This window comes from Brenneria izbisi (assembly GCF_025840185.1).
Taxonomy (GTDB): Bacteria; Pseudomonadota; Gammaproteobacteria; order Enterobacterales; family Enterobacteriaceae; genus Brenneria; species Brenneria izbisi.
Genome location: NZ_JAMPJU010000002.1, coordinates 513,874 through 538,275 on the forward strand (window position 1 = coordinate 513,874; position 24,402 = coordinate 538,275).

The 24,402-nt window shown below is 51.2% G+C and carries 21 protein-coding genes; 9 read left to right on the top strand and 12 right to left on the bottom strand.

All coding sequences use genetic code 11. From position 1 onward, the window contains the following. Positions 1–19 precede the first annotated feature (19 nt). The 3 genes from NC856_RS05085 to NC856_RS05095 form a co-directional block, all read right to left on the bottom strand. Positions 20–1,804, bottom strand: a complete 1,785-nt coding sequence (locus NC856_RS05085) for a SmdB family multidrug efflux ABC transporter permease/ATP-binding protein (protein ID WP_264089332.1) — start codon at positions 1,802–1,804, stop codon at positions 20–22. After that, entirely contained in the window at positions 1,797–3,566 is a 1,770-nt protein-coding gene (locus NC856_RS05090; RefSeq protein WP_264089333.1) for a SmdA family multidrug ABC transporter permease/ATP-binding protein, read from the bottom strand. The genes NC856_RS05085 and NC856_RS05090 overlap by 8 nt, the downstream gene beginning before the upstream one ends. Before the next feature lie 81 nt (positions 3,567–3,647). Then, on the bottom strand, positions 3,648–4,109 hold the full coding sequence (locus NC856_RS05095; RefSeq protein ID WP_264089334.1) for an Lrp/AsnC family transcriptional regulator: 462 nt from the start codon (positions 4,107–4,109) through the stop codon (positions 3,648–3,650). 117 nt (positions 4,110–4,226) lie between these two features. Here NC856_RS05095 and NC856_RS05100 point away from each other — a divergent pair, with 117 nt between their 5' ends. Next, positions 4,227–5,303: a PLP-dependent cysteine synthase family protein gene (locus NC856_RS05100; protein WP_318841713.1), complete on the top strand. Its 1,077-nt coding sequence runs from the start codon at positions 4,227–4,229 to the stop codon at positions 5,301–5,303. Between the two features lie 120 nt (positions 5,304–5,423). Beyond that, entirely contained in the window at positions 5,424–6,119 is a 696-nt protein-coding gene (queC, locus tag NC856_RS05105) for a 7-cyano-7-deazaguanine synthase QueC (RefSeq protein ID WP_264089335.1), read from the top strand. Positions 6,120–6,391: 272 nt separating this feature from the next. Here queC and NC856_RS05110 read toward each other — a convergent pair whose 3' ends face one another. From NC856_RS05110 to bolA, 8 genes are all read right to left on the bottom strand, one after another. Continuing rightward, complete coding sequence (locus NC856_RS05110) at positions 6,392–6,751, bottom strand: helix-hairpin-helix domain-containing protein (RefSeq protein ID WP_264089336.1); 360 nt, start codon at positions 6,749–6,751, stop codon at positions 6,392–6,394. Positions 6,752–6,895: 144 nt separating this feature from the next. Further along, positions 6,896–8,770, bottom strand: a complete 1,875-nt coding sequence (gene ppiD / locus NC856_RS05115) for a peptidylprolyl isomerase (protein ID WP_264089337.1) — start codon at positions 8,768–8,770, stop codon at positions 6,896–6,898. Positions 8,771–9,091: 321 nt separating this feature from the next. Further along, on the bottom strand, positions 9,092–9,364 hold the full coding sequence (gene hupB / locus NC856_RS05120; protein WP_264089338.1) for a nucleoid-associated protein HU-beta: 273 nt from the start codon (positions 9,362–9,364) through the stop codon (positions 9,092–9,094). Between the two features lie 197 nt (positions 9,365–9,561). Further along, complete coding sequence (gene lon / locus NC856_RS05125) at positions 9,562–11,937, bottom strand: endopeptidase La (RefSeq protein WP_264089339.1); 2,376 nt, start codon at positions 11,935–11,937, stop codon at positions 9,562–9,564. 191 nt (positions 11,938–12,128) lie between these two features. After that, positions 12,129–13,403 (bottom strand): ATP-dependent protease ATP-binding subunit ClpX, encoded by a 1,275-nt coding sequence (clpX, locus tag NC856_RS05130; RefSeq protein ID WP_264089340.1) that lies wholly within the window; start codon positions 13,401–13,403, stop codon positions 12,129–12,131. Between the two features lie 161 nt (positions 13,404–13,564). Next, entirely contained in the window at positions 13,565–14,188 is a 624-nt protein-coding gene (gene clpP, locus NC856_RS05135; RefSeq protein ID WP_113864769.1) for an ATP-dependent Clp endopeptidase proteolytic subunit ClpP, read from the bottom strand. Between the two features lie 396 nt (positions 14,189–14,584). Continuing rightward, positions 14,585–15,889, bottom strand: a complete 1,305-nt coding sequence (tig, locus tag NC856_RS05140) for a trigger factor (RefSeq protein ID WP_264089341.1) — start codon at positions 15,887–15,889, stop codon at positions 14,585–14,587. A 320-nt stretch (positions 15,890–16,209) separates the two neighbouring features. Continuing rightward, positions 16,210–16,524, bottom strand: a complete 315-nt coding sequence (gene bolA, locus NC856_RS05145) for a transcriptional regulator BolA (protein ID WP_264089342.1) — start codon at positions 16,522–16,524, stop codon at positions 16,210–16,212. Positions 16,525–16,856: 332 nt separating this feature from the next. Here bolA and NC856_RS05150 point away from each other — a divergent pair, with 332 nt between their 5' ends. From NC856_RS05150 to cyoE, 7 genes are all read left to right on the top strand, one after another. Further along, entirely contained in the window at positions 16,857–17,435 is a 579-nt protein-coding gene (locus tag NC856_RS05150) for a lipoprotein (protein WP_264089343.1), read from the top strand. Between the two features lie 62 nt (positions 17,436–17,497). Further along, on the top strand, positions 17,498–18,982 hold the full coding sequence (gene ampG, locus NC856_RS05155) for a muropeptide MFS transporter AmpG (protein WP_264089344.1): 1,485 nt from the start codon (positions 17,498–17,500) through the stop codon (positions 18,980–18,982). A gap of 420 nt (positions 18,983–19,402) precedes the next feature. After that, entirely contained in the window at positions 19,403–20,365 is a 963-nt protein-coding gene (gene cyoA / locus NC856_RS05160; RefSeq protein ID WP_264089345.1) for a cytochrome o ubiquinol oxidase subunit II, read from the top strand. Positions 20,366–20,369: 4 nt separating this feature from the next. Beyond that, entirely contained in the window at positions 20,370–22,361 is a 1,992-nt protein-coding gene (gene cyoB, locus NC856_RS05165; RefSeq protein WP_264089346.1) for a cytochrome o ubiquinol oxidase subunit I, read from the top strand. Then, positions 22,351–22,962, top strand: coding sequence for a cytochrome o ubiquinol oxidase subunit III (locus NC856_RS05170; protein WP_113864776.1), 612 nt, complete (start codon positions 22,351–22,353; stop codon positions 22,960–22,962). Before cyoB ends, NC856_RS05170 begins: the two co-directional genes overlap by 11 nt. Continuing rightward, entirely contained in the window at positions 22,962–23,294 is a 333-nt protein-coding gene (locus NC856_RS05175; protein ID WP_264089347.1) for a cytochrome o ubiquinol oxidase subunit IV, read from the top strand. Before NC856_RS05170 ends, NC856_RS05175 begins: the two co-directional genes overlap by 1 nt. A gap of 14 nt (positions 23,295–23,308) precedes the next feature. Beyond that, a complete protein-coding gene (gene cyoE / locus NC856_RS05180) occupies positions 23,309–24,199 on the top strand; it encodes a heme o synthase (protein ID WP_113864778.1) in 891 nt (296 codons plus the stop codon). Positions 24,200–24,220: 21 nt separating this feature from the next. Here cyoE and NC856_RS05185 read toward each other — a convergent pair. Further along, positions 24,221–24,402: hypothetical protein (locus NC856_RS05185; RefSeq protein ID WP_264089348.1), on the bottom strand; the 182-nt coding region annotated here is incomplete at its 5' end.

Here is a 24,402-nt window from a genome sequence, read left to right on the forward strand (position 1 = left end):
CAGGTGCATTGGATGCTTATTAAGCCAGGAGCGATTGCTTATTCCCTTCCGCCGTTGCCAGCGCTTCGCCAACCAATTGCAACTGGTACATTTGATAATACCGTCCTTGCTGGCGCAGCAACTGTTGATGGGTTCCCTGCTCAACAGTTTGTCCGCGATGAAGCACCAGGATGGTATCCGCATCGACAATGGTTGAGAGTCGATGTGCGATGACAATCAGCGTCGTTTGTTCACGAATGACCTTAAGCGCTTTCTGAATCGCCTGCTCCGTGCCTGAATCGATATTCGCTGTTGCTTCATCAAGGATCAAAATCCTGGGGGGGCGCACCAGCACACGGGCGATAGCCAGCAATTGCTTCTGCCCGGTGGACAGGTTATTCCCCTGCTCACCGATACGCGTATGCAATCCTTCTGGAAACGATCGTACCAATTCAGACAGTTGCACGATATCCAGCACTCGCCAGACGTTGTCCTCGCTGATATCGCGTCCCAGCGTCACATTCATATACATCGACTCCGCCAGCACCACCGGATCCTGCTGCACCATAGCCACATTTTGCCGCAATACCTGATGTGACAACGTTTGCAGTGGGCGGCCATCCAGACGGATTTCTCCCTCACTGGGCGAATAATAGCCCATCAGCAAATTCGCCAGTGTGCTTTTGCCGCTGCCCGTATGCCCCACCAGCGCGACAAATCCCCGTTCGGGGATCGTCAGCGAAATATGCTGCAAGACGCGTGTCTGGCCCGTGTCATAAGAGAACGAAACATTATCGATCTCGACGCTGCCGCCAGCCAGCGCACGCGTGTCCTGACCGTAATCCTGTTTCACGCCATCCATCAGTTCGAAGATACGCTCGCCCGCGACAACGGCCTGTTGCAGCATAGACTGTTGCGTGGTCAGTTCAATGAGCGGTTCATTCAGACGGCCAAGATAGTTAATGAATGCATACAGAACCCCGACGCCGACCGAACCCACGGAACTGAAACCGAATTGCAGCAGCAAACCGCACAACACCATGGCAGAAAACAGGCTGAGCAGCGGACGTAAAAGAAAACCATCCAGCCGTAGCGTCTGCATGCGCGCCCGATAATGTTCACGGCTGGCAGCCCCCAGCCTTGCGCCAAAACGCGCCTGCTGACTGAATTGCTGTATTACGCTCATACCGCTGATGACTTCGTTAAAGCCGTCATTGATATCCGCCAGATAACTGCGCACCCGCCGCACAATCGGCGTACTGTATCGCTGATAAATCATCATAACGATGATGACCGCCGGGAAAATTGTCAACGCGACCAGCGCCATGCGCCAGTCCAGACTGAACATCGCCACCATCATGGCGCCGATAAGCGCCGCGCTGCGCAATACCGTCGAAACAACCATGACATATAGATCTTTCACGACTTCGGTATCGTTCGTGACACGCGAAATCAATTGTCCCACCGGTTGAGTGTCAAATGTGCTGAGCGGTTGACGTAACGCAGCCTCCATCACGTCAGTTCGCAACTGCTGTACCACGCCCACGGCGATCCGGTTGAACAGCAATGCCTGAAAATAGTGCAGGGCGGCGGCCAAAATCTGCAGCAGGATATACGCCATAGCGAGTCCGGCAGCCATCGCCAGCGGAAATTCGCCCTTGGCCACCAGATGGTCAATGAAATAACTGACTAATACCGGGCCGGAAACTTCTGCCGCCGCCGCGATCCAAAGCATCAACACGCCAAACGCCAGCGGCTTACGCCACGGAGAGCCATAAGCCAGCAGTCGTTTTAGCGTCGGCCAAAGCTGTTTAGGGCTATTCATCCTTTGCTCCTTCCGCCTGTGGCGCGTCATCCAGCGCAGCCTCCAATTGTTGATAGCGATACATATCGCGATACCAACCCGCTTGCGTCACCAGATCACGATGATGACCACGCTGAGCTACATGCCCTTGTTGCAGAACCAGAATTTCATTGGCGTCAGTCAGCGCCGACAGACGGTGCGCACTGATAATCAACGTGCGCTGCTCACCCCATTGCTTCAGATTCTGCAAAATCTGGTGCTCTGTCCGTCCGTCGACCGCTGACAGCGCATCATCCAGCACCAGAATCTCAGCTTCCAGCAACAGGGCGCGGGCAATGGCAATCCGCTGCTTCTGACCACCGGACAGCATCACGCCCCGCTCCCCCACTTCCGTTTTATATCCCTGGGGAAGCCGCAGAATATCTTCATGCACGCTGGCGAGTCGTGCCGCCTGTTCTATCTGCGACTGCGTCGCATCAGGTCGCCCTAACGCAATATTGTTCGCCACGGTATCGGAAAACAGAAAAGGCGTTTGTCCGACAACGGCAAAACGATGACGCCATTCATTCAGCCGGATATCGGACAGCGGCAGATTGTGATACTGGATATCGCCTGATTTGATATCAAAATGTCGAAGAATCAATGCCAGCACCGTGCTTTTCCCCGAACCGGTCGGACCGCAGAACCCAAGCATGTTGCCAGGCGCCAACGTAAAGCGGATATGGTCCAAAACAGGACGTGAGCTTTCAGGATAGTGAAATTCATCAATATTGACGCTCAGCGTTCCCCGACCATCAGGCAGCGAGGCAGAGCCTTCAGCGACTACCTGTTCTTCCGACAAAAGCTGCCGAATACGGCTATAGGCGGCGCTTCCCCGTTCAACGATATTGAACATCCATGCCAACGCCAGCATCGGCCAAATCATCAGACCAAGATACATCACGAAGCTGGTCAACAACCCCAGCGTCAACGAACCGTTGATAACCATCCAACTGCCGCCACCGATGGCCAACAGGTGCGACAAACCCACGGCGATATAAATGGTGGGATCAAAGCGCGCGTCAACCCGTGCGACGCGCATATTTTTGGCGCCGGCATCCGCCGCAACATCGGCAAAACGCCGGGATTGATAATCTTCCAGCCCAAATGATTTAATCATGCGGATACTGGTCAGGCTTTCCTGCGCCTGATCATTGAGAGATGAAAACGCCGCCTGAGCCGCTTTGAACCGTTGATGCAACTGCGTGCCGTAATGTTTGATCACCATCGCCATCACCGGCATGGGCAATAACGCCAGCAGTGTCAGTTGCCAGCTAATCTGGGTACACATCACAATCAGAACCGCACACCCCATCACCATGGAGTCGACTAACGTGAGCACGCCTTCACCCGCAGCAAAGACCACACGATCGACATCATTGGTGGCGCGCGCCATCAAATCGCCCGTGCGATGACGAAGGTAAAAAGCGGGATGCTGGCGGCTCAACTGGCGGTAAAAATCTTCCCGTAGTTCAACAGCCAACTGATAGGACGCACCGAATAGCAATACGCGCCAGACATAGCGCAGCAGATAAACCATGACAGCGGTCAGCAGCATCACGCCGATCCACTGCATCACCTCAGCCGTCGACATACCATGCTGAGTTACCCCGTCAACAATGACCCCGACCAATTTTGGCGGCAGCAGTTGCAGGATAGCGATCACAATCAGCAACGCCACCGCCCCGACATAACGTCGCCATTCACGACGAAAATACCAGCCTAGTTGAGCAAACAGTCTCACGCAGTTTTAATTCCAATATCCAGAGGAGTCGTTACGAACTCAGAAGAACAATTATACCAAAAGCTTATGAATGATAATGAATCATAATGATAAAGGCAGTGCGGTCGTGTGCTTAATACGCTCCATGGCAAAACTGGATGTGACATCAACCAGGCCAGGAATACCATTCACCAAACGTTTATAGAAATCATCATAACTTTTCATATCAGCGACCTGTACCTGCATCAGATAATCATACTCTCCCGTCATGCGATAGAAAGACAAGACTTCGGGCATTTCTGATACCACACGGGTAAACGTCTGATACCATTCACTGTTATGCTGTTGCGTCTTCAACAGAACAAACGCGGTAAGTCCCAGGCCCAATAGTTCGTTATCCAACAAGGCGACGCGCGCCCGGATGTAGCCCTCTTCCTCCAGACGCTTCAACCGTTTCCAGCATGGGGTTGACGTAAGGTTGACCGAATCCGCCAGCGACTGAAGCGACAACGTGCAATCCTGTTGCAGCAAACTCAGCAAAGTGCGATCTATTTTATCTAGCATGAGCTTATTCCGTAGAAAAACTTTCTCCAATTTCACGATTCAGAAGATAAAAAAGCAATCTTTTTTTCCGGGAAACTCGTTAAGCTAACGCTATCACCGCTTAAACGGGCTTACATCATGAACACGAACTGGGTAAAACAGGCCATCAGCGCCATAGAAGCTGACTTCCAACGCTCCGCCGATACGCATCTCATCCGTCTGACATTACCGAATTACCCCGGTATCTATTTCTATTTAAAAGATGAAAGCACGCACCCCAGCGGCAGCCTGAAACACCGTCTGGCGCGTTCTTTATTTCTATACGGCCTGTGCAACGGTTGGATCACCGAAGGCACGCCGATTATCGAGGCATCCTCCGGCAGCACCGCCGTCTCCGAAGCCTATTTCGCACGTCTGCTGGGATTACCCTTTATCGCCGTTATGCCAGCCTGCACAGCCAAACGGAAAATAGAGCAAATCACCTTTTATGGTGGCCGCTGTCACTTTGTCGAACAAGCCGGGCAGATCTATGCCGCCTCAGAGCAATTGGCCAAAGAACTGAACGGCCATTATATGGATCAGTTTACCTACGCAGAGCGAGCCACCGACTGGCGCGGTAACAATAACATCGCCGATAGCATCTACCGCCAGATGTCTCGCGAGCCCAATCCAGTGCCAGACTATATTGTCATGAGTGCTGGCACCGGCGGCACATCCGCAACTTTGGGGCGTTATATCCGCTATCAAGGCTTTAACACACAACTGGTGGTCGTGGACCCGGAAAATTCGGTTTTCTACGACTGCTATCAGCAACGTGATCGTTCGCTTACCAGCGCATGCGGCAGCCGAATCGAAGGGATCGGTCGTCCAAGAGCGGAACCGTCGTTCATTCCTGAGGTCATCGACAGCATGATCAAAGTCCCCGACGCCGCCAGCATCGCCACACTCTACTGGCTGGAAGGTATTCTGGGCCGCAAAGCCGGCGCATCTACCGGCACCAATGTCTGGGGAATGCTGCAACTGGCAAGACAGATGATCGCTCAAGGCAAACAAGGCGCGATTGTCACCCTGTTGTGCGATAGCGGAGAGCGCTATCTTGACACCTACTACAACAGTGCCTGGGTCGAAAAAAATATCGGTGACCTTAAGCCTTATCTCAATAAGCTGAATGCCAAAGCAAAATGCACCGTCGCCGTGGAACCAGGTATGGCTTGATGAAATTCCCGCAGAAGCCGCCGTCATTGCTGAATGGCGATGCTTTTTCAGGTAACATACCCGCTTTATCCTCATCCTCGTTACAGATTGAGGTTCACACTGCGTCAAGGTGAATGAAGAATGAAGCGCGCTGTTGTTGTTTTTAGCGGTGGACAAGATTCCACAACCTGCCTAATTCAGGCGCTGCAAAACTACGATGAAGTCCACTGTATTACTTTCGATTACGGGCAGCGTCATCGGGCAGAAATTGATACCGCCAGAGAGCTTGCGCTGACGTTGGATGTGGCTGCCCATAAAGTTCTTAATGTGGGGTTGCTCAATGAATTAGCCGCCAGCAGTCTGACGCGGGACAACATTCCTGTTCCTGACTATGACGCCAATGCGCAAGGCGTACCCAGCACCTTTGTCCCCGGCAGAAACATTCTTTTCCTGACATTGGCATCCATTTATGCCTATCAGGTTGACGCGCAAGCCGTCATTACCGGTGCGTGTGAAACCGATTTCTCCGGCTACCCCGACTGTCGGGATGAGTTCATCAAAGCATTGAATCAAGCCATTGTGCTTGGCATCGCGCGCGATATTCGCTTCGAAACGCCGCTGATGTGGCTCAATAAAGCAGAAACCTGGGCGCTGGCGGATTATTACCAACAGTTGGATACTGTCCGCTATCATACCCTGACTTGCTATAACAGCATTAAAGGCGACGGTTGCGGTCAATGCGCGGCCTGCCATTTACGCGCTAACGGGCTGAAACAATATCAGGACGAACCAGCTAAAATTATGTTGGCGTTAAAGCATAAGACCGGTTTGAAATAATCAGGCTGAGTCAGGTTCAGGCAAGGAATGTTGACCGTCTTGCCTGAATTTGCCTGATGCCGACAATAAGCCGCAAACACCGTACAAACCAGAAGCCACTCAGCCAGCGACCTCTGAAAGATATCTGCCTCCCTCTTCTCCCTCGGCGATATCCCACATGACGGATAGCATTCAAGTGCTGCCGTCGCTCACCTTCAAAGGCAGATACTTTTGCGTTAGACGAGCAGAAGCTCGCAACCGGATCGCATGTCACCGGCCGGTTGCGAACGGCATCATAGTTTTAAGCGAGAGAGATTGCGCTCCACTAGCGCGGCGCCAATCCCCGGCACTTCTTTTAATTGCTCGATCTGTGTGAAAGGACCATTTTGTTCGCGATAATTGACGATAGCCTCGGCTTTCTTAAGACCTACGCCGTTCATCACCTCAGCCAATTCGGTCGCCGTTCCCGTATTGATACTTACTTCATCCTCATCAACATTCGGCAGTTGCGCTTTCTCCGCTTTTTGCCCAGATAAAGCCGGTTTTACCGCCGCCGCATTATCGGCCTTGGCAACGGCCTGAGCGAGTAGCGGTAATCCAGACAGACTCATTCCCATTATCAGACAAAGCGCTTTTATTGCTGATTTCTTCATACTGTTTCCTCCATGTGTTTGACAGCACGGCTACCTTGCCGAAGCGCGCGGTTTATCGCAAACAGCAGAATTTAAATGTGGAAAAGGCCGCGAAAGCGACCTTTTGTTGTTGCAACAGTTTGCAAATTTATGCGGAGCTTATTGCTATTCCTGCGCAGCGTTGCCCATCTTGATTTTGGCTTCGCTACGCAAGCTGGTCAACAAGGCATCAAACAGAGACCCCAGCGAGCTTTGCTGTATCTGGCTGGCAAACTGCGCCTTCTGCTGATCGTTGAGCGCATGCGGCGTCACACGATCCAATGCGACGAGAACCACATTGCCCGCCTGATCCTGAGAAATACCATAAGACGGCTTATCGTTGACCGGATAAGGCAGCGCGAAAACAGACTCCGCCATCACGTCGCCTTGAGAAATAGAAGACATCGTTTTGGCCTCGCCAAAGTTCAGATTTGCCGCTTTCAGCGCATCATCTTTACCCTGTTTCAGTTCGGCCAGAATTTTTTCCGCATCAACACGGGCCTGTTGTTCCGCTTTCTGACGTTTAACTGTCTGCATCACCTGATCGCGCACCTGATCCAACGGACGCGTGGTTTCCGCTTTATGGTCAGTAATACGAATAACGAAAGCACGGTCGCCATCCACATTGATCACATCGGAGTTACTGCCGGGAGCGCCGTTATCGCCTAACAGCGCGCCGTCAAAGAGCACCTGAGTCACCGGCTGGAAATTCAATACAGCAGGAACCTGCTCGCGAGTAAACCAATCCGTTTGCAGGGCCTTGACGCCAGCGGCTTCTTCGGCAGAAGCCAGAGACTCGTTGTCGTTGCTTGCCGCCTCGCTGACTTTCTGTTGCAGCGCGTAATACTCATCCAGCGCTTTTTCCTGCTTAACTTTAGCGGCAATCTCGGTACGAACTTCACTCAGCGGTTTTACCTGTGACGGCTGAATATCATCCAGACGCACAATCAAATACCCCACAGAGGATTTTATCGCCGAGGATACCTGGCCTTTTTCGGTCAGGTTAGCCTGCCTGAGTTCATCTATCGTGGCGTTTTCGTCCATCCAGCCCAAATCGCCGCCGTTGCGCCGTGAAATCACATCGGTCGATTTTTCTTTCGCCACAGTCGCAAAATCGGCGCCTTGCTGCAACTCATCCAGAACCGCCTGTGCATCGGCTTCGGTTTTTACCTGAATAACACTGAATTTCTTACGCGCCGGCTGCGTATAGTCGGCTTTATTTTTTTCGTAAAAACCGGCGATATCACTGTCATTGACCGTGGTTTTATCCATGATGCCCGCCGCATCCAGCGTGATATAACTTACTTTAAACGCTTCAGGCGCAATAAAACGGCTCTTGTTTTGGTCGTAATAACTCTGAATTTCTTCATCAGAAACGTTCTGCGCTTTGGCGATGGCTTCAACATCGATCGTCGCCTGCCGCACCACGCGATCCTGAGCCGCCTGCTTCACCAGATTGTCGATTTCCTGAGGCAGCATGAACGAACTGTTACCGAAACCACGAATCAGTTGCTGCGACATGAGTTGTTTACGCAACAGTTGGGCATACATATCCGGCGTCAGACCCAAACGACGGATCTGATCCAGATATTTTTCGTTATCGAAACGGTTATTGGTTTGAAACGCGGGGACAGCGAAAATCGCCTGCTTGATCTGCTCATCACTGATATTCAGCCCAAGTTTATTGGCATATTGATCCAGCAAGGCTTCGTCTATCAATTGAGCGAGAGCCTGCTTGCGCAAGTTCTGCATATAACCATCATTGCTCGCCAGAATAGAGAAATTCTCGCCCAATGCTTCCTGCTGACGGTTGCGCTCGTTCTGTACCGCTTGTTCCAACTGGGAACGGCTAATTTCTTGCCCATTCACCTTTGCCGCATAGTCCCCGGAACCACCAATAAGATAATCACCAACGCCGGTTAAAACGAATGATGCAATGATCAAAGCAAGAATAATTTTGAGCACGACGTTGTTAGCGGCCGCGCGTAAATTGTCCATCATAATGTGACAATACTCCGCTGTAGAATGGATAAAACTCCCTGCGCTGGCCAGGCCATGCATCCTTGCGATTGCCATAGCCGGGAAACCAGACCAGCGCACACTTAAGCTGTTGTCCGGCACTTGAATTGCCAGTAAAAAACATCAGGAATGTTTCTTAACGTTGCGTTGGCAACGACCCACAGGGTGTCGGCATGAATAACCCGTTATAAATAAAAGGCACATCATAAAATGATGCGCCTCGTATCTTACCCTACCAATATCTCTGCGTCAGGTAATGTTTGGCGGTATGAAGTGATGTCTGCCAAACCTGTGACGCAATAATCAGTTAACGGCGTCTTTCAGCGACTTACCGGCACGGAAACCCGGTACTTTCGCTGCGGGAATACTGATTTCTTTACCCGTTTGCGGGTTACGACCGGTGCGAGCAGCGCGTTCACGCACTGAAAACGTACCAAAACCAACCAAAGCAACATCATCCCCGTCTTTCAGAGATTCGGTAACGGAACCAATAATTGCATCTAACACACGCCCTGCCGCCGCTTTGGAAATGTCAGCATCTGCGGCAATTTTGTCGATCAATTGTGACTTGTTCACTCTCTCATCCCCTCTGGCATTCTTTCATCGCGCTGAGTATCCCAAGACGCGACACGTAGCTTTATATCAATCCTGTCAGACCTTAGCAAGTTACAGCTAAAACCAACAGTGCTCTAAGTTAGCGGTACAAAAAAAAGCTGGCAAGCACGATTTGACTTACCAGATCTGATTTTCTCAAGGGTTTTTGCGATAGGTCACTATTTTGCCTTGGCCTTTGCTTTCGGGGTGGAAACCACCTGCATGCCATAAGGCGCATTCTGCAACGCTAACGCCAGAACTTCTTCGATACGCTTCACAGGATGAATATCCAGATCGGCAATCACGTTCTGCGGAATGTCTTCAAGATCCCGTTTATTATCATCCGGGATCAATACCGTTTTGATACCGCCGCGATGAGCAGCTAGCAGTTTCTCTTTCAGACCACCGATGGGCAGCACCAAACCACGTAACGTGATTTCACCGGTCATCGCCACGTCAGCCCGCACCGGGTTGCCGGTCAAACAGGATACCAGCGCGGTGCACATTGCTATACCGGCACTTGGCCCGTCTTTTGGCGTCGCCCCTTCCGGCACGTGAACGTGAATATCGCGTTTTTCATAGAAATCCGCGTTGATACCCAATTTCTCCGCTCTGGCGCGAACCACGGTGAGCGCGGCCTGGATAGACTCCTGCATCACTTCACCCAGCGAACCGGTATAAGTCAGTTTGCCTTTACCCGGAACACAGGCCGTTTCGATCGTCAACAAATCGCCGCCCACTTCCGTCCAGGCCAATCCGGTCACCTGACCAACGCGGTTTTCATCGTCCGCCCGGCCATAATCAAAACGCTGCACACCGAGAAAATCTTTAAGATTATCGCCCGCTATCTGGATATGTTTAACTGATTTATCCATCAATAATGTTTTTACCGCCTTACGGCACAGTTTGGAGATTTCACGCTCCAGACTACGCACCCCCGCTTCGCGGGTGTAGTAGCGGATAATACCGACAATAGCGCTGTCATCCACCGACAACTCGCTTTTTTTCAGCGCGTTGCGTTCAATCTGTTTTGGCAACAGATGCTGTTTGGCGATGTTCAGTTTTTCGTCTTCGGTATAGCCGGACAGACGGATCACTTCCATACGATCCAGCAATGGCGCCGGAATGTTCATCGAGTTGGATGTCGCAACGAACATGACGTCCGACAGATCGTAATCAACTTCCAGATAGTGATCGTTAAACGCCACATTCTGTTCAGGATCAAGGACTTCTAACAAAGCCGATGCCGGATCGCCACGCATGTCAGAAGACATTTTGTCGATCTCGTCCAACAAGAACAGCGGATTTTTCACCCCGACTTTCGCCATTTTCTGGATCAGCTTGCCCGGCATGGAACCAATGTAAGTACGGCGGTGACCACGAATCTCGGCCTCATCGCGCACCCCGCCCAGCGCCATACGGACATACTGACGTCCGGTAGCTTTGGCGATTGACTGTCCCAGCGAGGTTTTACCTACTCCCGGCGGCCCGACCAGACACAGGATAGGCCCTTTGATCTTGCTGACACGGCTCTGTACGGCCAGATATTCCAGAATGCGTTCCTTGACGCGCTCAAGGCCATAATGGTCGGTATCAAGCATTTCCTGCGCTTTGCGCAAATCTTTTTTCACTTTGCTGCGCGCATTCCACGGTACCTGCACCATCCAGTCGATGTAGCTGCGCACCACCGTCGCTTCTGCCGACATTGGTGACATCATTTTCAACTTTTGCAGTTCGGCTTCCGTTTTTTCACGCGCTTCTTTCGGCATTTTCGCCGCTTCAATCTTGCGCTTTAACGCTTCATGTTCATCTGGCGCATCATCCATCTCGCCAAGTTCTTTCTGAATCGCTTTCATTTGCTCATTCAGATAGTACTCGCGCTGACTTTTTTCCATCTGCTTCTTAACGCGGCCACGGATGCGTTTTTCGACCTGCAACAGATCGATTTCAGATTCCATCATCGCCATCAGATACTCAAGACGCTCCGTGATATCGGACATTTCGAGTACAGATTGCTTATCCGCCAATTTCAAAGGCATGTGCGCCGCGATGGTATCAGCCAGACGCGCGGCGTCATCAATGCTGTTCAGAGAGGTCAGAACTTCGGGCGGGATCTTTTTATTCAGTTTGATATATCCCTCAAACTGATTGATTGCCGTGCGCATCAGAACTTCCTGCTCACGCTCCTCAATCGCCGGGGAGTCCAGGTATTCCGCCTGAGCAGCAAAGTGCTCGCCGCTGTCGGACAATGTCGTAATGCGCGCGCGCTGCAACCCTTCGACCAGCACTTTGACCGTACCGTCCGGCAGTTTCAGCATTTGAAGAATCGAGGCTACCGTCCCTACCGAGAAAAGATCGTTAATACTTGGCTCATCCGTTGAGGCTTCTTTCTGTGCCACCAGCATGATCTTTTTATCATGATCCATTGCGGCTTCAAGGCACCGAATCGACTTCTCCCGACCAACAAACAACGGAATGACCATGTGCGGATAAACCACCACATCGCGCAGCGGCAATACGGGGATTTCTATGCGTTCGGAACGCTCAGGGTTCATAGAGCTCTCTCTTAGTTTCGTTTCCGCCAGGTTAAGGGAATCTCGTGAAACACGATCTTCACGGGTTTCACCAAATAGGTATTCGAGTATATGGGGATAAATATCTTACATTCAACGACCAGAATACGCGTAAAAGCGAATGGGGGATAAAATCCCCCATTTTTATCTTTCAAAACGTCTGTTTTGGCTAATTATTCGCCGGATGCTTGCTGAGCCTCAGGCTTGCCGTAGATTAGAAGCGGTTCGGATTGGCCGTCAATCACTGATTCATCAATGACAACTTTATCGACGCTCTCCAGTGATGGCAGGTCGTACATGGTATCCAGCAAGGCCGCTTCGACAATGGAACGAAGACCACGAGCGCCGGTTTTACGCGCCATCGCTTTCTTCGCGATTGCCGTCAGCGCTTCGTCACGGAACTCCAGTTCAACGCCTTCCAGGTTAAACAGCGCCTGATACTGTTTGGTCAGAGCGTTTTTCGGCTCACGCAGAATCTGAATCAGCGCTTCTTCGTTCAGTTCCCTGAGCGTGGCGACCACAGGTAAACGGCCAATAAACTCAGGAATCAAACCAAATTTGATCAAATCACCCGGTTCAACCTGGCCCAGCAGTTCTCCCTCGGTGGCTTTTTCCGCCGAACCTTTCACCGTGGCACCAAAACCGATGCCACGGCCAGTATCGGTACGCTGCTCAATCACCTTGTCCAGACCGGCAAACGCCCCGCCGCAAATAAAGAGGATCTTGGAGGTATCGACCTGCAAGAACTCCTGCTGGGGATGTTTACGCCCGCCTTGCGGCGGCACGGCGGCGATCGTGCCTTCGATCAGTTTCAGCAATGCTTGCTGCACACCTTCGCCCGACACGTCGCGTGTGATTGACGGATTGTCGGATTTGCGTGAAATCTTGTCGATTTCATCAATATAGACAATCCCGCGTTGTGCTTTCTGCACATCGTAATCACATTTTTGCAGCAGTTTCTGGATGATGTTTTCAACGTCTTCACCCACATAACCGGCTTCCGTCAGCGTTGTCGCATCGGCCATGGTAAAAGGCACATCCAGGAAACGAGCCAGTGTCTCAGCCAGCAGGGTTTTACCGCTACCCGTCGGGCCAATCAGCAGGATGTTGCTTTTGCCCAGTTCAATGCCGTTGCTGCTGTCGCCGTTGCGTAACCGCTTGTAGTGGTTGTATACCGCAACAGACAGCACTTTCTTGGCCTGTTCCTGGCCGATGACGTAATCATCAAGATGACGGCGGATTTCATGTGGCGTCGGCAACGCGCTACGCTCACGATGCGGCGCCACTTCTTTAATTTCTTCGCGAATAATGTCGTTACACAAGTCAACACATTCATCGCAGATATACACTGACGGCCCGGCAATCAGCTTGCGTACTTCATGCTGGCTTTTGCCGCAGAAAGAGCAGTACAGCAACTTTCCTGAACCGTCTTTGCGCTTATCTGTCATCAGTAAACCTCTTTTTAGTCTTTTGCCCGCAGGCCAACCACAGCGATATCGCTACAGCGAACGCCGACATTTTATAGCCAATACGCGCAAAAAACATCGCATCACAGACTATCGGCCTTACACTGATTTTTGCCACTATAGACAATCAACATAGCAGAGTATTATTCACGATGCGTGAATACAGAGTCCACCAGGCCATAGTCTACTGCTTCATTGGCAGAGAGGAAACGGTCACGCTCGGTGTCTCTCTCTATCACATCAATAGACTGACCAGTATGTTTCGCCAATAGTTCATTCATTCTGGCTTTTACTTTCAGTATTTCTTTGGCGTGAATTTCAATATCCGTGGCCTGTCCCTGAAATCCGCCCAGCGGCTGGTGGATCATCACCCGTGAATTCGGCAGGCAGATACGTTTGCCTTTTGCGCCGGCGGCCAGCAGAAACGACCCCATGGAACACGCCTGCCCCATACAAATAGTACTGACATCAGGCTTGATGAACTGCATCGTGTCATAAATGGACATGCCCGCAGTAATGACGCCGCCTGGCGAGTTAATATAGAGGAAAATATCTTTTTCCGGGTTTTCGGCTTCCAGGAACAGCATCTGCGCCACGACCAGGTTCGCCATATGATCTTCGACCTGACCGGTCAGAAAGATTATCCGTTCTTTCAGCAGGCGGGAATAAATATCGTAAGAACGCTCCCCACGCGAGGTTTGTTCAACCACCATCGGCACTAAAGCCATATGAGGTGCTTGTTTTTCTTGTTCGCCACTGTATGACATTCAGGTCTCCTAGATAAAATGCGTCCGGCGCCATTCCTGCCCGATTCTACTTGAGATAAAGGGTAATGACCATGCTCACGCACTGGCGTCACTCATCAGCATAGCGGCAGGATTATACCGCGGCGCCATCATGCGCCCGCTGTTATTGCGATTATTTGGGGGTTAATGACTCGCTTTTCAAGCTTACACTACCCATTGTTTTATATTAAAGAGTTATCAGCAATAACCCAGCCGCTATTCTTTAATATAGTGCAAGTCAAGTTATCCTGTTCAAAGAAAACACCTAATCCATGATGATGTTCAAACAGAAAAAAAGCCCGCGCCATCAGGCTACGGGCTTTATGGCCGGAAAGCAGGCTTTTCCGGCACAGGTAACAGCAGAGAGACGTAATGGACTTATGCAGTCGCAGTCTGATTCATCAGTTCGTTGAAGCTGACTGATTTCTCAACCACTGTCGCTTTGGCAAGCACGGTTTCCACCGCTTGCTCTTCCAGCGCGACATTACGCATGTTGTTCATCATTTCTTTGTTTTTGCTGTAGAACTCGATAACTTCCCGCGGATCTTCGTAAGCGGAAGCCATTTCTTCGATCAGCGTGTTGACGCGTGCGTCATCGGCTTTCAACTCATTGGCGCTGATGACTTCACCCAGCAGCAAACCAACAACAACGCGGCGTTTTGCCTGCTCTTCGAACAGTTCGCGCGGCAGTTCCAAAGCTTGTTTTTCGTTACCGCCAAAGCGCTGCGCTGCTTGACGACGCAGCACATCAATTTCGCTTTCAATCAGTGCGGCCGGAACGTCGATCTCATTCGCGTTAACCAGGCCGTCCAGAACCTGAGTTTTGATGCGGTTACGAATCGCGCCTTTCAGTTCACGCTCCATGTTTTTGCGCACTTCAATACGCAGGCCTTCCTGAGAACCATCAGCCACGCCGAAACGCTTGATAAAGTCTTCAGTCAGTTCCGGCAGTTCACGCTCTTCAACTTTCTTCAGCACGATAGCGAACTGAGCCGCCTTACCTTTCAGATTTTCAGCGTGATAATCTTCCGGGAAGTTAACGTCGATGGTGAATTCTTCGCCAGCCTTGTGGCCGACCACGCCGTTTTCAAAACCAGGGATCATGCGGTTCTGGCCCATTGCCAGTACGAAATCAGCGGCCTTTCCGCCTTCGAATTCTTCACCGTCGATAGAACCAGTGAAATCGATGGTGACACGGTCTTCAGCGGCGGCGGCGCGATCGGTTTCTTTCCAGGTTGCCTGTTGTTTACGCAGCGTTTCCAGCATGGTATCAACATCAGCGTCAGTCACTTCAACAACTGGTTTTTCAACTTCAATGGCATCCAGACCCTTCAGTTCCACTTCCGGGTACACTTCAAACTCAACAGAGTAAGTGAAGTCTTCGCCCAGTTTGTATTCGCCCGGAACATAGTTCGGCGCGCCAACCGGGTTAATCTTTTCTTTGATGATGGCGTCAACGAAGTTACGTTGCATCAAATCGCCCAGCACATCCTGACGCACAGAAGCGCCATAACGTTGAGCGACAACAGTCATCGGCACTTTGCCTTTACGAAAGCCGTCAATACGTACTTTTTTGGCCACGTTGACCAATTCGCTTTTAACGGCGCTCTCAATGCTGTCAGCAGCAACGGTAATCGTTACACGGCGCCCAAGGCCTTGAGTGGTTTCCACAGAAACTTGCATCTTGTTACCTCAAAAAATCACAGTGCTCGGTCAACCCCAAAACTATTCTCACCACAGCAAAGCCCGCTCCAATCATGGTCGACATGATTAACAGTCGGCACAAGTGAAAAAAGCCTCACAAAACCGGGACGTCGGTGTCTTACCAGACCCTGTTCCCTGTAGTCAGAAGCGTCCCGAATACATTCTGGAAAAATAGACGCGGCATTATAGCGGTATAGATAGGATGAGTCGAGGACGGCGGATTGACTATTACAGCAAGCTATTCACACTTTTCTCTATAACCCGTTCCGAAACAGACCGGAACGGGTTAGAAAGGCGCGCTATGACATGATGCCCGCACCGCCGCAAGGCGGAGATGAAGGCACAGCATTCTGCAAACCGCTCCATTCCTGCGCCGTGTAAGTATGCAGCGCCAGCGCGTGTACCGAACCCGCCAGTTCCGCCGCCAGCACGCGATAAATAGCCCGATGACGCCCTAACATCCGCTCCCCGGCGAAACGATCGCTGACCATCACCACCTTGAAGTGGCTTTCCGATCCCGCCGGTACGTTATGACGATAGCTTTCATCAGTGACTTCCAGGTGAACAGGCTCAAACTCCACACGCAACTTTTCTTCTATCGTTTTACGCATCATACGGCTACCCTTATCGGCTTTGGAAAAGTTTAGTCTCAGCTAAACGCCCTCTGTCATTTACCGCTATCGCGCTTCCGATTCCCTTCAATCTTAGCTGTTTTCAAGCTGTTATGCTTTATAACACCGCAATCAACAGATAAAAATAACAATGCCATGCCATTTCCCCGGCGGCGCTGATGTGATAAAAAACCAGCTTGCCGACGCAATGGTGCGGAAAAGACATATTTCAGAACAATTTACCGGTGCTCTGCTCTTTTCCCAGGCGGTGGCGATGATATGATATCAGTAATTTTTATCGGCTCACCATTCCAATCAGCACTGAGAAAAGACGAATGTTAAAAAAAATATTTTTCCCTCTTCTGGCCGTCATCCTGCTTGCGGGATGCGCAGCCAAAAGCAACACCTTGAATATTACGCCTAACATCACACTTCCTTCGCAGGATCCGACCCTGATGGGCGTTACTATCAGTATTAACGGCGCGGATCAGCGTGCCGATCAAGCGTTGGCCAAAGTGAACCGCGAAGGGCAATTGATTACGCTGACCCCGTCACGCGATCTGCGTTTCCTGCTGCAAGAAGCGCTGGAAAAACAAATGACGGCGCGCGGCTATATGATTGGCACCGGCGGTCCGGTTGCGCTACAGATCATCGTTAATCATCTGTATGCCGATGTCTCTGAAGGCAACCTGCGCTACAACATCACCACCAAAGCCGATATTTCTATCGTCTCTCAGGCGGCAAATGGCAACAAGCAGGTGAAAAACTATCGTGCGACCTATAACGTTCAGGGCGCCTTCACAGCGACCAATGAAAAAATCACTAATGCGGTCAACACGGTGTTAGGCGATGTCATTAATGATATGGCGCAGGACACCAGCGTCAGTGACTTTATCAAGACTAACGCTCGTTAATTACTTTAATCCGCTTCCGTTGCGCGCAGGCTTGCCTTGCTGCGCAACGGAAAGGACTCTCCATGTTTAGTGGCATCATCAATCTGTTCAGCCAACGTAATTCGCGTTTTCTGCTATTGCTTGGCTTCGCCTCCGGTTTACCGCTGGCGCTCACTTCCGGCACGCTGCAAGCCTGGATGACCGTGGAAAATGTGGATTTGAAGACCATCGGTTTTTTCTCTCTGGTCGGTCAAGCCTATGTATTCAAATTCCTCTGGTCGCCAGTGATGGATCGTTATACGCCGCCATTTCTGGGACGCCGACGCGGATGGCTGCTGCTGTGCCAACTGTTGCTGATAGTCGCCATTGTCTGTATGGGATTGATGAACCCCGCCCGCGATCTGTGGTTGCTGGCGGTGCTGGCGGTCATGGTCGCCTTCTTTTCCGCCTCGCAGGACATCGTTTTCGACGCTTATAAAACGGACCTGCTGGCGCCGCAAGAACGCGGCACTGGCGCCGCCACATCGGTGCTGGGCTATCGTCTGGCGATGCTGGTTTCCGGCGGTCTGGCATTATGGATTGCCGACAGGTTGTTAGGCTGGCAGGCAACCTACTGGCTCATGGCTGGATTAATGCTGATTGGCGTTATCTCGACGCTGCTGGCGCCGGAACCGAATAATACCCAGCCAGCGCCGCGCTCCCTGGAACAGGCGATCGTCGCCCCGTTGCGCGACTTTTTCGCACGTAACAACGCGTGGCTCATTCTGCTGCTGATCGTACTGTATAAACTCGGCGATGCCTTTGCCATCAGCCTGACCACCACGTTTCTGATCCGCGGCGTCGGTTTTAACGCCGGCGACGTCGGTCTGGTCAATAAAACGCTGGGGCTATTCGCCACCATTGTCGGCGCCTTATACGGCGGCTTGCTGATGCAGCGCCTAAAACTGTTCAGCGCCTTGATGCTGTTCGGTATCCTTCAGGCGGTATCCAACGCGGGATACTGGCTGCTGGCAATAACCGATAAAAACCTATTCACCATGGGCAGCGCCGTGTTTCTGGAAAATCTGTGCGGCGGAATGGGAACGGCCGCTTTTGTGGCGTTATTGATGACGCTGTGCAATAAATCATTTTCCGCCACTCAATTCGCCCTGCTTTCCGCCCTTTCCGCCGTGGGACGCGTGTATGTTGGCCCGATAGCGGGCTGGTTTGTCGAATCCTATGGTTGGGCGTGGTTCTATCTCTTCTCGATTATTGCCGCGCTGCCCGGCCTTTTCCTGTTGCTAATATGCCGTAATACGCTGGAATACACGCAGAAAACCGATAGTTTTCAGCTACGCAGCGCCTTTCCTTATTGCTACAAGACGGCGCTGGGGATGCTCGCTATCGGGTCAATTCTGCTGGGATTGTGGTTGATGCTGTTAATCACAAACGCATTGGGATGGACATCGCAGACACGGATGGTGGAGTATTTACTGATCGCCGGTGGCGGGCTGGCGCTGCTGGGCATTCTGTCAGGCAGTCTGTTGGACTACCTCGCGCTGCGCTCCCCTTGCCCGGATAAACGGTAAACTCGCGCTATGCGGATTAAGTGGATAGCAAGTCGACTCCAGCACTTTTATCCACTTATTAACTTAATTTTTTCTTCATAATCGGGCCAAAAAAATTTATTACTCTGCGAGGAATATTTTTTTGCACTAATCTGCTTTATGGCAAAAAGCGTTTTACAGCGGAAATACTCAATGTGCAGAAAATAATCTCACATAAAGTGGTAATTTTTTATTATCCATCCATACTTTTACCGATGTGTCTGCTTAATTATCTGTTTTTTATGATTATTTTTTATCTTCATGTTATCGTTGTGACAATCAGGGCAAAAACAGCAACAACAGGCTGACATACTCTTAATCATGTTTACAGTACAGTAACCTTCCCGTAAAATGCCCGCTCGCGTGAAATGACAATAGAGCCCTTGCTATTGAGGTCGCTAGATGAGACTCAAGAAATACAATAGAATTTTTGGGATGTTGTCTTTATTTGCTACCGCTATTTTGCTCAGCGGTTGCGATATGGCACTGATGAATCCCAAAGGACAGGTCGGGTTAGAGCAACGATCGTTGATACTGACAGCCCTTGGGCTGATGTTGATCGTCGTCATTCCCGTCATCATTATGACGATCGCCTTTGCCTGGAAGTTCCGTGCTTCCAACGATAAGGCGAATTACACACCAAACTGGTCACACTCCAACAAGATAGAAGCGGTTGTCTGGACCGTACCCATCATCATTATCGTTATCCTCGGCGTTATTACCTGGAAAACGACGCATGCGCTTGATCCCTACAAGCCGTTGGAATCCGACGTCAAGCCGATTAACGTCGAAGTGATTTCGCTCGATTGGAAATGGCTGTTTGTTTACCCGGATCTGGGCATCGCCAGCGTTAATGAACTCGCTTTCCCAGCCAACACGCCTGTCGCGTTCAAAATCACCTCTGACTCGGTAATGAACTCATTCTTCATTCCTCGTCTTGGCGGTCAGATTTACGCTATGGCCGGTATGCAAACCAAGCTACACCTGATTGCTAATGAACCGGGAAAATATGACGGTATTTCCGGGGGTTACAGCGGAAGAGGCTTCTCCGGCATGAAATTTACCGCCATTGCCACGCCAAGCCAGCAGGAATTCGACCAGTGGGTTGCCAATGTCCGTGCATCTTCCAAGACACTTAACAGCATGGATGAATTCAACCAACTGGCTCAGCCGAGTGAATATCATCCCGTGGAATACTTCTCCAGTGTTCAACCGGATTTGTTCAGGAATATTATTATCAAATTCACAGGCAACGACATGAACATGCAACATCATAGTGAAGGCATGAAGCAAGACCAAAACATGCAACACAATGAAAGTATGAACATGAGCGAGCATAGCTCGCAACAAGGCGCCGAGGGATAATACGATGTTCGGAAAACTTACACTCGATGCGGTTCCGTATCATGAACCCATCATTATGGTCACCGTGGCGGCGATCATTGTCGGCGGCCTGGCGCTGCTGGCGGCAATAACCTATTTCGGCAAGTGGAAATGGTTATGGTCTGACTGGTTCACCTCCGTGGACCACAAGAAAATCGGTATCATGTATATCATCGTCGCGTTGGTGATGATGGTGCGTGGTTTTGCCGATGCCATCATGATGCGCGGTCAGCAGGCGCTTGCCTCGGCCGGACAAGAAGGCTTCCTTAACGCTCACCACTACGATCAAATCTTTACCGCCCACGGCGTTATCATGATTTTCTTCGTAGCGACGCCGTTTGTCGTTGGTTTGATGAACCTGGCGGTGCCGTTGCAAATCGGCGCACGCGACGTTGCCTTCCCGTTCCTGAACTCCCTGAGTTTCTGGTTATTTGTGGTTGGCGTCGTTCTGATTAACATCTCGCTGGGAGTAGGTGAGTTTGCTCAGACGGGCTGGGTAGCTTATCCGCCGCTTTCCGGTAAGGAGTACAGTCCCGGCGTCGGGGTCGATTACTGGATATGGAGTTTGCAGATATCCGGTCTGGGAACCACGCTAACGGGGGTCAACTTCTTCGCCACCATTATGAAAATGCGTGCGCCTGGCATGACGCTGATGAAAATGCCGGTCTTTACCTGGACCGCATTGTGCACCAACGTGCTGATTATTGCCGCGTTCCCGATCCTGACAGTGACGATTGCGCTATTAACGCTTGACCGTTACCTCGGCACCCATTTCTTTACCAATGATATGGGCGGCAACATGATGATGTATATCAACCTGATTTGGGCCTGGGGTCATCCTGAGGTTTATATTCTGGTGTTGCCAGTATTTGGTATCTATTCGGAAGTAGTCGCCACCTTCTGTAAGAAACGGCTGTTTGGCTACACGTCGCTGGTGTGGGCGACGATCGCGATTACCGTTCTGTCGTTCGTGGTTTGGCTGCACCACTTCTTTACCATGGGCTCCGGGGCGAACGTAAACGCCTTCTTTGGTATCGCCACCATGATTATTTCAATCCCGACCGGGGTTAAAATCTTCAACTGGCTGTTTACCATGTATCAGGGGCGTATTCAGTTACATTCCACCATGCTGTGGACCATTGGTTTCATCATCACCTTCTCCATCGGTGGGATGACCGGCGTGTTGTTGGCGGTTCCCGGCGCCAACTTTGTGCTGCATAACAGCCTGTTTCTGATTGCTCACTTCCACAACGTGATCATCGGCGGCGTGGTGTTCGGATGCTTTGCCGGTATCACTTACTGGTTCCCGAAAGCGTTTGGCTTCACCCTGAACGAAACCTGGGGCAAGCGTGCGTTCTGGTTCTGGATCATCGGTTTCTTTGTGGCCTTTATGCCGCTGTACGCGCTGGGCTTCATGGGCATGACACGTCGTCTGAGCCAACAAATCAACCCGGAATTCCATCCGCTGCTCTTGGTGGCCTCAATGGGTGCCGCGCTGATTGCCTTGGGAATTCTGTGCCAGGTTATTCAGTTCTACGTCAGTATTCGCGACCGTCATCAGAACCGCGACCTGACGGGCGATCCGTGGAATGGCCGCACGCTGGAATGGTCAACCTCCTCTCCGGCGCCATTCTATAACTTCGCCACCGTACCGCATGTTGATGATCGCGACGCATTCTGGGATGCCAAAGAAAAAGGCGAAGCCTATAAGAAACCTGCTGGTTATGAAGAAATCCACATGCCGAAAAACACCGGCGCCGGTGTGATCATCTCCGCATTCAGTCTGGTGTTCGGTTTTGCCATGATCTGGCACATCTGGTGGATGGCGATCATCGGGTTTGCCGGCATGATTGTGACCTGGATTGTGCACAGCTTTAATCAGGATGTGGATTACTACGTCCCGGTTAAGGAAATTGAACAAATTGAGAATCAGAATTTTGATCAACTCAGCAAAGCAGGTCTGAAAAATGTCAACTGAAACTCTGACTAACCAAAACGCCCATGCCGAGCATGGGCACCATGACGCAGGCGACACCAAGGTATTCGGCTTTTGGATCTACCTGATGAGCGACTGCATCCTGTTTGCGTCTTTGTTCGCAACCTATGCGGTGTTGGTTAACGGTACGGCGGGCGGACCGGCAGGCAAGGACATTTTCGACCTGTCCTTTGTGCTGGTGGAAACGTTCTTCCTGCTGTTCAGCAGTATTACCTACGGCATGGCGATGATCGCCATGAACAAGGGCAACAAATCTCAGGTCAATACCTGGCTGGGTCTGACCTTCCTGTTTGGTCTGGCGTTTATCGCGATGGAAATCTATGAATTCCATCACCTGATCGCCGAAGGCTACGGCCCGGATCGCAGCGCGTTCCTGTCCGCCTTCTTCGCATTGGTCGGTACGCACGGCATCCACGTTACCGCCGGTCTGATCTGGCTGGTCATCATGATGATTCTGGTAGCCAAACGTGGCCTGACCGCCGTCAACAGAACCCGTCTGATGTGTCTGAGCTTGTTCTGGCACTTCCTTGACGTGGTCTGGATTTGTGTCTTCACCGTTGTTTATCTGATGGGGGCGATGTAATGAGTCATTCAACAACCGATCATGCAGGCGCCAGCCACGGTAGCGTAAAATCCTATCTGATTGGCTTTGTTCTGTCCGTTATTCTGACAGTCATTCCTTTCGGCCTGGTCATGGCCGGTTCAGCTTCACCAGGCGTTATCCTGCTCACGGTTCTGGGATGCGCGGTTATTCAGATAGTGGTGCACCTGGTGTACTTCCTGCATCTGAATACCTCGTCGGAACAACGGTGGAACGTGGTAGCCCTGGCGTTTACCGTCCTGATTATCGCAATTGTCGTGGTGGGCTCCATCTGGATTATGATGAATGCGCACCAGAACATGATGCTCCAGTAACCGAGCCGTAAAAGATGATTAAGCAATACCTGCAAGTCACTAAACCAGGAATTATTTTCGGTAATCTAATTTCTGTGATCGGCGGATTTCTCCTTGCTGCCCAAGGCAGTATTGATTATCCCCTGTTTCTCGCCACCCTCGTTGGGGTATCGCTGGTTGTTGCGTCTGGTTGCGTGTTTAACAACGTGATCGACCGCGATATCGACAAAAAAATGGAGAGAACCAGAAATCGTGTTCTGGTTAAAGGACTGATTTCACTGAAGGTAACGCTGGTCTACGCTTCATTGTTGGGTATTGCAGGCTTCACGCTGCTGTACACCGCGGCCAACCCGCTGGCCATGTGGCTGGCGGTAATGGGATTCGTGGTTTATGTCGGTGTTTATAGTCTGTATATGAAGCGTCATTCTGTTTACGGCACGCTGATTGGCAGTCTGTCAGGCGCCGCGCCGCCGGTTATCGGTTATTGCGCCGTCAGTAACCAGTTCGATGCGGGCGCCCTGATCCTGTTGCTGATTTTCAGCCTGTGGCAAATGCCCCACTCCTACGCGATTGCCATTTTCCGTTTCAAGGATTATCAGGCCGCCAATATCCCGGTTTTACCGGTGGTGAAAGGGATTTCCGTGGCGAAAAATCATATTACGCTCTATATCCTCGCATTTATGATTGCGACCTTGATGCTGTCCCTGGGCGGCTATGCGGGTTATAAATATCTGGTTGTCGCCGCCGCAGTCAGCGTGTGGTGGCTGGGAATGGCATTGTCCGGCTATAAAAATGCCAATGATGATCGGATCTGGGCCAAAAAACTGTTTGTGTTTTCTATTGTCGCCATCACTTCGCTGAGTGTGATGATGTCCGTTGATTCCATCGCGCCAGCACAGGAAGCGTTGCTGACGTACTTACGCTAACAGACATTGCCTTCACGGTATTCATCCTGAAAACAGGCGGCCCACCGCCTGTTTTTTATCGCGGGCTATCCCTGCCCGCTTCCCTTCGGGCCGTTGCTTCGCAACGTTGAAAATCGCTCCCGGCGATTTTTTATCGCGGGCTATCCCTGCCCGCTTCCCTTCGGGCCGTTGCTTCGCAACGTTGAAAATCGCTCCCGGCGATT

Bases quoted from the DNA above. Each gene is read 5' to 3' on its own strand.
- bolA (WP_264089342.1), bottom strand. From the start codon at position 16,524: ATGATGCGTAAAACGATAGAAGAAAAGTTGCGTGTGGAGTTTGAGCCT.
- lon (WP_264089339.1), bottom strand. From the start codon at position 11,937: ATGAACCCTGAGCGTTCCGAACGCATAGAAATCCCCGTATTGCCGCTG.
- NC856_RS05100 (WP_318841713.1), top strand. From the start codon at position 4,227: ATGAACACGAACTGGGTAAAACAGGCCATCAGCGCCATAGAAGCTGAC.
- ampG (WP_264089344.1), top strand. From the start codon at position 17,498: ATGTTTAGTGGCATCATCAATCTGTTCAGCCAACGTAATTCGCGTTTT.
- cyoA (WP_264089345.1), top strand. From the start codon at position 19,403: ATGAGACTCAAGAAATACAATAGAATTTTTGGGATGTTGTCTTTATTT.
- clpP (WP_113864769.1), bottom strand. From the start codon at position 14,188: ATGTCATACAGTGGCGAACAAGAAAAACAAGCACCTCATATGGCTTTA.
- queC (WP_264089335.1), top strand. From the start codon at position 5,424: ATGAAGCGCGCTGTTGTTGTTTTTAGCGGTGGACAAGATTCCACAACC.
- clpX (WP_264089340.1), bottom strand. From the start codon at position 13,403: ATGACAGATAAGCGCAAAGACGGTTCAGGAAAGTTGCTGTACTGCTCT.
- NC856_RS05110 (WP_264089336.1), bottom strand. From the start codon at position 6,751: ATGAAGAAATCAGCAATAAAAGCGCTTTGTCTGATAATGGGAATGAGT.
- NC856_RS05095 (WP_264089334.1), bottom strand. From the start codon at position 4,109: ATGCTAGATAAAATAGATCGCACTTTGCTGAGTTTGCTGCAACAGGAT.
- cyoB (WP_264089346.1), top strand. From the start codon at position 20,370: ATGTTCGGAAAACTTACACTCGATGCGGTTCCGTATCATGAACCCATC.
- NC856_RS05170 (WP_113864776.1), top strand. From the start codon at position 22,351: ATGTCAACTGAAACTCTGACTAACCAAAACGCCCATGCCGAGCATGGG.
- NC856_RS05085 (WP_264089332.1), bottom strand. From the start codon at position 1,804: ATGAATAGCCCTAAACAGCTTTGGCCGACGCTAAAACGACTGCTGGCT.
- cyoE (WP_113864778.1), top strand. From the start codon at position 23,309: ATGATTAAGCAATACCTGCAAGTCACTAAACCAGGAATTATTTTCGGT.
- NC856_RS05175 (WP_264089347.1), top strand. From the start codon at position 22,962: ATGAGTCATTCAACAACCGATCATGCAGGCGCCAGCCACGGTAGCGTA.
- ppiD (WP_264089337.1), bottom strand. From the start codon at position 8,770: ATGATGGACAATTTACGCGCGGCCGCTAACAACGTCGTGCTCAAAATT.
- NC856_RS05150 (WP_264089343.1), top strand. From the start codon at position 16,857: ATGTTAAAAAAAATATTTTTCCCTCTTCTGGCCGTCATCCTGCTTGCG.
- tig (WP_264089341.1), bottom strand. From the start codon at position 15,889: ATGCAAGTTTCTGTGGAAACCACTCAAGGCCTTGGGCGCCGTGTAACG.